A 9,713-nucleotide genomic window follows, 5' to 3' on the forward strand; every position below is an offset into this window, starting at 1 on the left:
CTTCCTACAAAGCTTGCATCAACGCTTCGCCGAACGCTTGCCGTACTTTGGAGGCATCGGCGTTCGGAAAATTGGCTCGCTGGACCATCAGGATCATCGCCACTTCATTCTTCGGATCGATCCAAACCTGCGTTCCATGAGCACCACCGTGACCGAACGTTCCCGGCGTGTATGCCTCGGTCACGCCTTGTGGTTCGCGAATCACGCAGCAACCGATTGCCCATCCGTTGCCGGGGGTGAAACCGGGTTTCAAATCACCGGTGCAGATCGTTCGCATCTGCTGCACAGCGGACTCGGACAACAACTGCTCATCGCCCAACCGGCCATCTCGCAACAGCATCTGGCAGAACTTGGCGTAGTCATCCGCCGTGGAAAACAAACCCCCGTTCGCTGCGGGGAATCGGTTTCGGTTCATCGCTGTGTCACCGGATAAAACACTGATCGTGTCTTCTTCCAGACGCTTTGGTTTCTCACCGTCCCCTTCGACAACGCGGTAGGTCTTCGTCAATCGCTGGTGTTGCTCCGGTGACAAGTAAAACGTCGTGTCGGCCATCCCCAGCGGCTTGCAAATTCGTTCCTCCACGAAGCGATCAAACGTCATCCCAGAAACCACTTCCACGATTCGAGCGGCGGTGTTGATGCCGGTTTGACTGTATCGCCATTGGCTTCCTGGTTCGAACATCACCGGCAACTCAGCGTATCGTTTTGCAACGATCTCCAGCGTGGGATCCGTGTAGGCACTTTCTCGCGGCAACTCGCTCATGCCCGACGTGTGTGTCATCAAGTGACGAATCGTGATGTTCGCCGGCGTACCATCGGCCAACTTCAACTTCTTCATCATTGGCAGATGCTTGGAAATCGGATCGTCAACCGACAGCTTGCCTTCATCTTGCAGCATCAACACGCACGCCCCGGTGATGGGCTTGGTCATCGAAGCGATCCAAAACAGAGTGTCTCGCTTCAGCGGTGTTTGCTTGGCGACGTCAGCCATCCCGACCACACTGACGTGCTTCACCGAATTTGGGCCGACCACCAACGTGACCGCTCCCGCGATTTCTTTGTCCGCCACGAACTGCTGCATTGACTGCGTGATCGCCGGGATTTCGGGATCGTTTGCTTGAGCACGATCGACCGCCATATTTCCGGCTAACAAACTCATCACCAATGCACCCAAAATCCAACGCATGATCTCGCCTTCGCAGTTGCCGAAAAACTCGTAAGCATCGAAAACAAAGCTCGATGCCAAACGAAACATTCTATTCGGACTGACCAACGCGATGTTCGCTCACCCGCGTCACGGGATTTTCTTCGTCACGGATTTATGGCATGGTGGCAAACCGCGACGCGGACATGCCTGAGCCAGTCGCTTGAACTGAAACGCCCCTCGAATCGAGAACCATCGTTGGCGAAGAAGAAAATCGAAACACGGATGCGAACGTTCGGAATTCACTCCAAGTGGGACGGGGAATCCAAAGAACTGCCGCGGTTCATCCGTAGCACCACCACCATCCCGGCACGTGTCGACGTTGAGTTTGGATTCATCGTCAACATCAAGGGGGCGAAGAACCAAGAGTTGTTCTTTTGCATTGATCACCCCGGCATCAAGGATGAACAGGGCAAGACTCGTGCGCCGTTTGATGGTTCCGTGTACGTCAAAACCAACGATTGGAACTTCTACTTAGGCGACACAGTCTGGGACCCAATCGAAGACAAATTGGGCCCGTGGCAGATGTGGCTGGAGATCGACGGCAACATCATTGCCGAGAAAACCTTTGAAGTTGTCCCGGCATCGGATGTGGCAGAAGCTTCTTGAAGCAGTAGGACCGTCGGTTTGCTGCCGGATGCAACCGGGCCTAACGGCTGTCGGCTAAACAACTCAGCGACGACGCATCCTACAGATTCATCGCTTTGGATTCTTCGGTGAAGATGGTCTGGGCACGGTCAGGACCAACTGACAACACACCAACAGGAATGCCAACCAACTCTTCAATGCGTTTGACGTAGGCCATCGCGAGTGGTGGGAAGTCATCGACCGAGCGAGCGTCATCGACGGGCGTGTTCCAACCTTGGATCGTTTCGTAGATCGGTTTGCAACGACGAAGCTGCTCCGCGTGCGCTGGCACGCGATGGATTTCTTTGCCGTCCAGTTCGTATGCGACGCAGACCTTCAGCTCATCAAAGTGAGCCAACACGTCCATCATCATCAGTGCCAAACGGGTCACGCCGGACAAGCGAGCGGTGTAACGAACGGCAACCGCGTCGAACCAACCACAACGACGTGGGCGTCCGGTGGTCGTTCCAAACTCGTTTCCGAGTTTGCGAATCTTCTCGCCCGTTTCGTCTTCCAGTTCGCTCGGGAAGGGACCGCCGCCAACACGCGTGCTGTAAGCCTTGCAGACACCGAGAACTTGGTTGATCCACTTGGGCGGCACACCAGCACCGGCACAGACGCCAACCCCTGACGAATTGCTGCTGGTTACAAACGGGTAGGTTCCGTGATCGATGTCCAGCAAAGCACCTTGGGCACCTTCGAACAGCATCTTTTGGTTGGCTTCGGCCGCGTCCAAGACCATGTCGGTCGTGTCGGCGATCATCGGAGCCAAACGTTCGGCCCAAGAAGCCGCCAAAGCGACCATTTTCTCGGGTGCGATCGAATCAAGCTCTTCCTGGGAAGCACCCAAGTTCTTCAGCAACGCTTGCTTTTGTGTCGCGACGGTTGAGATACGTTCGTCACGCGAACCTTCGATCAAGTCGATCATTCGAATCGCGTGGGTGCGTCCGACTTTGTCTCGGTAACACGGGCCGATGCCACGGTTGGTGGTTCCAATCGATTCACCGCGAACCGCCGTTGCGTTGATGGTCGCGTCTTCGATCATGTGCCACGGCATCACCAAGTGGGCTCGTTCACTGACCTTCAGGTTTTCGAAGACGTCGATCCCGCGAGCTTGCAAGCCATCGATTTCTTGCAGCATCGTGGTTGGGTTGATCACCACGCCGGGCGTGATGACGTTTTGAACGTCGCTGTGCAGAATCCCGGAGGGGATGTGGTGGAGTTTGTAGGTTTCATCACCAGCGACAACGGTGTGCCCTGCGTTGGCTCCGCCTTGATAGCGAACGACCCAATCAAAACGTGGTGCCAGCAAGTCGACGAGTTTGCCTTTGGCTTCGTCGCCCCACTGCAGACCAATGACACAAGTTCCGGACAAGGGATTTTCTTTCAGTGATGAAGGGTCGTTGACACGAAAAGGCTATTCGACGAGCGATCCACCCGCGAAGGATTGGCCTTCCGTTCTCGATCAAAGTAGGAAGAAGTCAGCCGATGGCTGACACAAGATCAGTCTCGCATTTCGCCATGGTCAACTGATTCGCACGGGAGCGAATCAGCGACCGGCAAACACGTTGAGACTCAGGACAGAGCCGCTTTGACAACCGCGTCGGTGTTGATACCGAAGCACTCATAGACAGCGTCGAATGGGCCACTGGCACCAAACGAGTGCATGCCGATGAATTTGCCATGCGAACCGATCCAGCGGTCCCAGCACATTTGAATGCCGGCTTCGATGGCAACGCGGTTGGTGACTTCGGGTGGCAAGACTTCGTTGATGTACGAAGCGTCTTGCTGAGCGAAGATGTCCATGCAGGGCATGCTGACGACGCGAACCTTTTTGCCTTGAGCGGTCAATTCTTCGCCCGCATCAACAGCCATGTGAAGTTCGCTGCCGCTGCCCATCAGAATCACGTCGGGCGTGCCTTCGCAGTCGCTGAGGATGTAACCACCACGAGCACATCCCGATGCCGCGGCGTACTTGCTGCGGTCCAGGGTTGGCATGTTCTGACGTGACAAAACGAACGCACTGGGGTGATCGTTGATGCCCATCGCGGTGCGATAGCACTCAGCGACTTCGTTGGAATCACCTGGACGGAAGACGTTCAAACCTGGGATCGCACGGCAAGCGGTCAGGTGTTCGACTGGTTGGTGAGTCGGTCCGTCTTCGCCGACGCCGATCGAATCGTGCGTCAGAATGTACATGGTGGGTTGATGCATGATGCTGGACAACCGCATTCCACCACGCATGTAGTCGGTGAAGACGAAGAACGTCGCGGCGTATCCGCGCAAACCAGACAAGCACAAACCGTTGGCGATTCCGGACATCGCGTGTTCGCGAATTCCGAAGTGCAGGTTGCGGCCTTTGTATTGGCGTGGCAAGAACTCGCCGGCACCTTCGAACTTCAGGTCCGATTTGTTCGACGGTGCCAAGTCAGCACTTCCGCCGATCATGAAGGGAACGTTCTTGGCGATCGCGTTGAGAACTTTGCCGCTGCTGTTGCGAGTCGCGTCGCCCTTGGCGTCGGCTTCGAAAACCGGGATGTCTTTGTCCCAACCTTCGGGCAATTCACCAGCGAACATGGCTTTCAGTTCGGCAGCCTTGGTGGGCTCGGCCGCTTGGTACTTGGTCCAAACGTCTTCCCACTGGCTCGATGCGGTCGCCCCGCGTTTGCCAACGCCTTCAGCGAAGTGCTCACGGACACCTTCGGGGACGTAGAACTTTTCGTCTTCGGGCAAACCGTAGGACTTCTTGGCCAGGGCAACTTCGTCCCAACCCAGTGGTGCACCGTGTGCGCCGTGCGTGTTTTGCTTGTTGGGTGCACCGTAGCCGATGATCGACTTGACCACGATCAAAGTGGGCTTGTCGCCGCACGCTTGGAATTTCGCGATCGCTTTGCCCAGAGCGTCGACATCGTTGGCATCGTCCACGTGCAGGACGTTCCATCCGAGCCCTTCGAACTTCTTGCCCATGTCTTCGCTGAAGGCAAGCTCGGTGTCACCTTCGATGGTGATGTTGTTGTCGTCGTACAACCAGCACAGGTTGTCGAGTTTCAAGTGACCGGCGACGGAGGCAGCTTCGGTTGCGATGCCTTCCATCAAGTCGCCGTCGCTGCAGATGGCGTAGGTGTTGTAGTTGAACAGCGTCAAATCGTCAGTGTTGTAGTTGGCGGCCAACCATTTTTCGGCCATTGCCATTCCGACGCTGTTGCTGACGCCGGCACCCAGAGGTCCGGTCGTGGTTTCGATTCCGGCGGCTTCGGCGAACTCGGGGTGCCCGGCACAAACGCTGCCGATTTGACGGAAGTTCTTGATGTCTTCCAGCGAGATCGATTCGCCGCCGGTTGGATTGCCGTATCGGTCCGTTGCCTGGACGCCGATCAGGTGCAGCGTGCTGTAGAGCAGCATGCTGGCGTGACCACAGGACAACACAAATCGATCCCGGCCCGGCCAGTGTGGCTTGGCGGGGTCGTAATTCATTGTGTTTTGGAACAATTGATACGCGATGGGAGCCAACGCCATCGGCGTGCCGGGGTGACCACTGTTGGCGGTTTGGACGGCATCCATGCTGAGGCAGCGGATGGTGTCGATGGCGAGGGTTTGATTGTCAGTGGTAGTGGCAGTCATCGGCACGCGCGAGAAGGTTTGAGGAGCGGAATTTCAGACCCGGAAAGCGTACCGGCGAGGCTCCAAACACGAAAGCCCTGAGGCGAAACTGCCCACCAAAACGAGGGGAACCACCAGGCATTCCCGTTGTATACTGGCGTTCGAGCCACATTCCAGAACCCCACTTTTTCAGGCGGAGAAGATGAGCCAGAGGAACAAGATGAAGATTGCGTGCACCATCCTGGTTGCCATTGCGACCTGCGGCTCAGGTGCGTCAAACGCACAATCACCGGAATTTCAGGGGCCTCGATTCGAAGGTCCACGGCGTCCCAATACGCCTCCCACCCAGACCGCACCGTCGTCGGCACACCCCACTCCCAACCACTATCCAAACGGCTACCCTGCGCACTCTTCAGCCAGCGGGCCCGGTGGCGGCTACGGACGCGGCCCCATCCCACCGCGAACTCGCTCGCCACATGAGGAACAGGCTCTGGAGTGGGCGATGTTTCTGCAGCATCGCTTTCACCAGCCAGTGGAATTGGATACCGAACGCAAACTCAGCGAGTTGCCTCGATTGATCCAAGAGGAAGTCAGCGTTCCCTGCACGCTCGACCAAGCTGCCATGCGAATCGCTGGCGTCGACCCAGCCGCCGCGGTGGTCGAACTGCGAGCGAGCGAACTTCCGCTACGCGTTGCTTTGAAACGAGCCCTCGCTCCACTGAAGCTAGCCGCCAAGCTGACTCAGGACGGCTTGGTGATCACCGTCGACTTCACGGAGCTCGCTCGGGCCGGCATCGCCACGGATCGCTGGGTGGGGATATCCGCAGACACCACTAAGAAGATGGAGTCCGATCTGAACAAGACGGTCTCGATTGAGAGCGACAGCATCCCGCTAAACGAGGCGATCGCGACTCTCCAAGAGCAACTCCATTACCGCGTTGAGCTTGATATTTTTTCGCTGGAAGGCGAAGGCTTGTCGGCCGACATCCCCGTGAGAATTCATGGCAAGGAGACAAAACTCCGGTCTGTCATGAATCGAATGCTTCGCGATCAGAACTTGACCTTCCTATTCGAAGACGATGTCTGGGTCGTGACGACGGTCACCGCTGCCGAAGACCGTCTTCTCAATCGAGTTTACTACCTGGAAGCCACCGGGCTGACCGAATCGATTTCCCAAGCCATGCAATTGGTTCAAACCTCCGTCGATCCAGATACCTGGGAAATGCTGGGCGGCGTGGGAACCATGGCCCCCTTGCCCGGCGGCGGATCCAATCGGACTGGCATCTTGGTATCCACCTCGTTCGCAACTCACTTGAAAACCGAAGCTCTCTTCGATGCACTCCGAGCCGGAACGGTTGGCGAAGATGTACCGACCAAGTCCGTGCCATTCCAAGACCCAATGTCTTCTGCCAGCTTTCACTCGCACGGATACTACTTCCCGGGAAGCGACCCGTCTTTGATGAGTCAAGGAGACTCAAACGGCCGCAGCCAGAATCCTCCCAGCAACTCAACGCCCAACACGCCGCAGCAAACCGGCGGCATGTTCTAGACCACCACATTCAAAAACCTGTCGCACGGTGGTCCCCACCGTGAGTCCACCCTCAGCTCGACCAGAGCCCATTGAGCTGCAGGTTCATGCTCGGCTTGCTGAGGGCCTCAGCAAGCTACAGGGTTGCGGCTTGTTCTTAACGTGTAAGGCCATGCAGCAAACTCCTCTGCGCCCACGCAACTCACCGCCTCTGCGTCAAGCTTCACTCGCGATCGCGTCAGGCGACTCGACGATTCCACGCCAACACGCAAACAGTTGGGGACAACTGTTCTATCCTTGCCTCGCGTCACGTCTGACCGATGGGATTTTCAACGACTTCGCCTTGGGTCCATCCCAGACGTCTTCCACCTCTTGCCCGCCAGCAGACTGGCGTAGCAACAAGTACACACCACCAACCAACGCCCAACCAACCGTGATTCCGACGATCGTTGGGAATCGCAAAACAAACGCGTTCCAAACCGGATTTCGCATCGTGGATACCGCGGTCAAACCGACCAAGTGCCAGCCACCGACAACAATCATCAGCAGCACCAACGCTGGAACCGCCAACAACACCAATTGCGGCAAGCGACGAAACGTGACCTCGTAGCCGCGGCTCAGACAATCCATCGCGTCCGCCTTTTCTTGGCTGACCAGCGCCGCCAATCCAAACGGGATCGCGGCCTTCGCTCCCGCTAACAACAAACCGACCACCAAACCAGCCGCAATGGCCAGCGGTGCGAATACATACGACCACTCACTGTGGGCACGCTCGGCGGTCGCGATTCCATCTGCGAACCATAAGAAAAGCAGCAGCGGCAATGCACAGACAGCGGGCAAGACACTGATCACGATCGCTGACTTCAATCGTTTGCCAATGATCTTCCAAGTCTTCACGAACCCAGGCAGATCACGACCTGCGGTGAGCAAGACCCCCAGTCGCAAAAGAACCATCGCGACGGGAGTCCACAAAACAATCGTCCAAAGTGTTGCTTCCCAAAACGGTTCCCTCAGAAACGAACCATAGGGCGCATGTATTGGATCGAGCAGACTCCATGGTCCCACGGCAACCAAATCGCCCAATGACGCGGTCGTTCGCCAACCTTCGGTCGCTTCAATCGGCGATTGATGATGCGCGGCAATCCGAGCCAATCCAAACCGCCAAACCACGTCCACGATCGCAACCAACAACAACCAAACCGGCGCACCGGCCAGCCTCGCCACATTGACCAACCGCAGCCACGGCATGACATCAGTCCACGTTCGGACGCGAGCGAACAAAGGTTGCTCGGGCGGTCGCGCATACGACTGAACGGGATCGGCGGCGGGATCAGAATCTGGAGCAGTGTCAGACAAAACCGAACTCAAAGGACCGGGGCTTTCGCGTGCCACGACCCGCGAAAACTGTCACTCGCTGGGCGTGGGGTAGAAACGCCAGTGTTGCGGATTGGGCAACGCTTGAAAATCAGAGGCCAACCGCCCTTCGGTTCCAACGGTGCTTTTGCCATCCCGCGAATCAGCAGAACCCGGTGCCCGGTTTTGCGATGAACGCACGCGGACGGCGAATTGATCTGAGATCCGCGACCAGGACTCTGGACGCGGCAGAATTTCGGTGATGGGAATTGCGATTTCGGCAAGCACTCGTGGACCGAGGTTGCTGGATGCTTCGGCGTCCGATCGGTCGTTTGATTGGGCCTGGCCCCATCCGCTTAGAGCCACGTACCAATTGGGTTGCCAGCGAACAGATCCGTCCACCGTTGATTCTCGGTTGCCCCGCGAGTCACACCAAAAACGGAACGACGACATCAAGTCTCCATCGCCATCAACCCACAGTTCCAACGCACTCGGCCGAGTCCCCTCCGGTCGCGATCCCGCAGAAACGCCGGCGTCAACAATGGCAACGTACAAGTATTCTTGGTCGCTCACGCAGGCAAACATCAGATCGTCGGTGCGTTGCCAACGCAGGTCGCTCCAACAAGCGTCATCGAGCTCGCAATCCAATCTTGGGCGAGACTCAACGCTTGGCAATGCGATCTGCTTTCTCGTCGCGGATGGCATGCCAGAGTTTTCGCCCTCGCTCAATGGACCAGCACCCACACCCGAAATCCGACGTGCGGCCATCACAACCGGATGGTATTCCCAATTGCTTCGTTGGCTCATCGGTGGCAAAGCCGGCAAGGAACCATCGAGTGCTCCCGATGCCAACGATGCGGACGCCAACCGTGCCGAAGCACCGGGCGCGGACATCCCGCCCACCTGGCCAAACGGCGTCTTTGTATTGGTCGTCGATTCGTAAGTCACTGGCTTCACGGCAAATGGCGACAACGACTGAGCCTGCCAATGTGTCCCCGGTTGAACCGCATTTTGTTGCTCGGCCATTTCGGAACCACCGCCCGCAGTACTGACTCCGTCGCGACTGGATGAACCGCCTCTCCAACGCGACTGAGCACCGTTGGAATTGGATGCAAGCCAACCGGGTTGAGTCTGCGACATGGCAACCAAAGATCGCTCAAAGCTTTCTGCACGAGCTTGCAACATGCAGTCCGCCCAACGACGCACCGAGTCCACCGGCGCGGCGTCAACGATCGTTCGCAGCATGATGTTTTCGCAGGCGACCAATGCCTCCGCATGCATCACATTCTTTGCGGCACTTGCATGCTGAGCCGCGGCGCGGGTTTGCGTCCACAACCACCAAAGCAACCGAGTCCGATCCTCCGACGCGGTGCGAGGCAACAAGACCTCCAACGTGTCAGT

6 protein-coding genes and 1 pseudogene are annotated in these 9,713 nt (G+C 57.2%); 2 read left to right on the forward strand and 5 right to left on the reverse strand.

From position 1 onward, the window contains the following. Window positions 1-4 precede the first annotated feature (4 nt). Window positions 5-1,255: a serine hydrolase domain-containing protein gene (locus RE6C_RS19475; RefSeq protein ID WP_008659312.1), complete on the reverse strand. Its 1,251-nt coding sequence runs from the start codon at window positions 1,253-1,255 to the stop codon at window positions 5-7. 66 nt (window positions 1,256-1,321) lie between these two features. Between RE6C_RS19475 and RE6C_RS19480 the strand changes: the two genes are divergently transcribed. Continuing rightward, window positions 1,322-1,813, forward strand: a complete 492-nt coding sequence (locus RE6C_RS19480) for a DUF3859 domain-containing protein (RefSeq protein ID WP_008659314.1) — start codon at window positions 1,322-1,324, stop codon at window positions 1,811-1,813. A 79-nt stretch (window positions 1,814-1,892) separates the two neighbouring features. On the opposite strand, the gene RE6C_RS19485 is transcribed toward RE6C_RS19480, so the two are convergent. Beyond that, on the reverse strand, window positions 1,893-3,206 hold the full coding sequence (locus RE6C_RS19485) for an adenylosuccinate synthase (protein ID WP_008659316.1): 1,314 nt from the start codon (window positions 3,204-3,206) through the stop codon (window positions 1,893-1,895). Between the two features lie 200 nt (window positions 3,207-3,406). Continuing rightward, window positions 3,407-5,458: a transketolase gene (gene tkt, locus RE6C_RS19490; RefSeq protein WP_008659318.1), complete on the reverse strand. Its 2,052-nt coding sequence runs from the start codon at window positions 5,456-5,458 to the stop codon at window positions 3,407-3,409. A gap of 193 nt (window positions 5,459-5,651) precedes the next feature. On the opposite strand from tkt, the gene RE6C_RS19495 reads away from it, so the two are divergent. Then, window positions 5,652-6,980, forward strand: coding sequence for a hypothetical protein (locus RE6C_RS19495; protein ID WP_008659320.1), 1,329 nt, complete (start codon window positions 5,652-5,654; stop codon window positions 6,978-6,980). A 270-nt stretch (window positions 6,981-7,250) separates the two neighbouring features. On the opposite strand, the gene RE6C_RS19500 is transcribed toward RE6C_RS19495, so the two are convergent. Both RE6C_RS19500 and RE6C_RS19505 read right to left on the reverse strand, forming a co-directional pair. Then, window positions 7,251-8,315 (reverse strand): hypothetical protein, encoded by a 1,065-nt coding sequence (locus tag RE6C_RS19500; RefSeq protein WP_236618353.1) that lies wholly within the window; start codon window positions 8,313-8,315, stop codon window positions 7,251-7,253. Between the two features lie 51 nt (window positions 8,316-8,366). Further along, window positions 8,367-9,713: pseudogene (locus RE6C_RS19505) on the reverse strand (exo-alpha-sialidase); the annotation flags it as partial.

It is taken from the genome of Rhodopirellula europaea 6C (assembly GCF_000338295.1).
GTDB classification, from domain to species: domain Bacteria; phylum Planctomycetota; class Planctomycetia; order Pirellulales; family Pirellulaceae; genus Rhodopirellula; species Rhodopirellula europaea.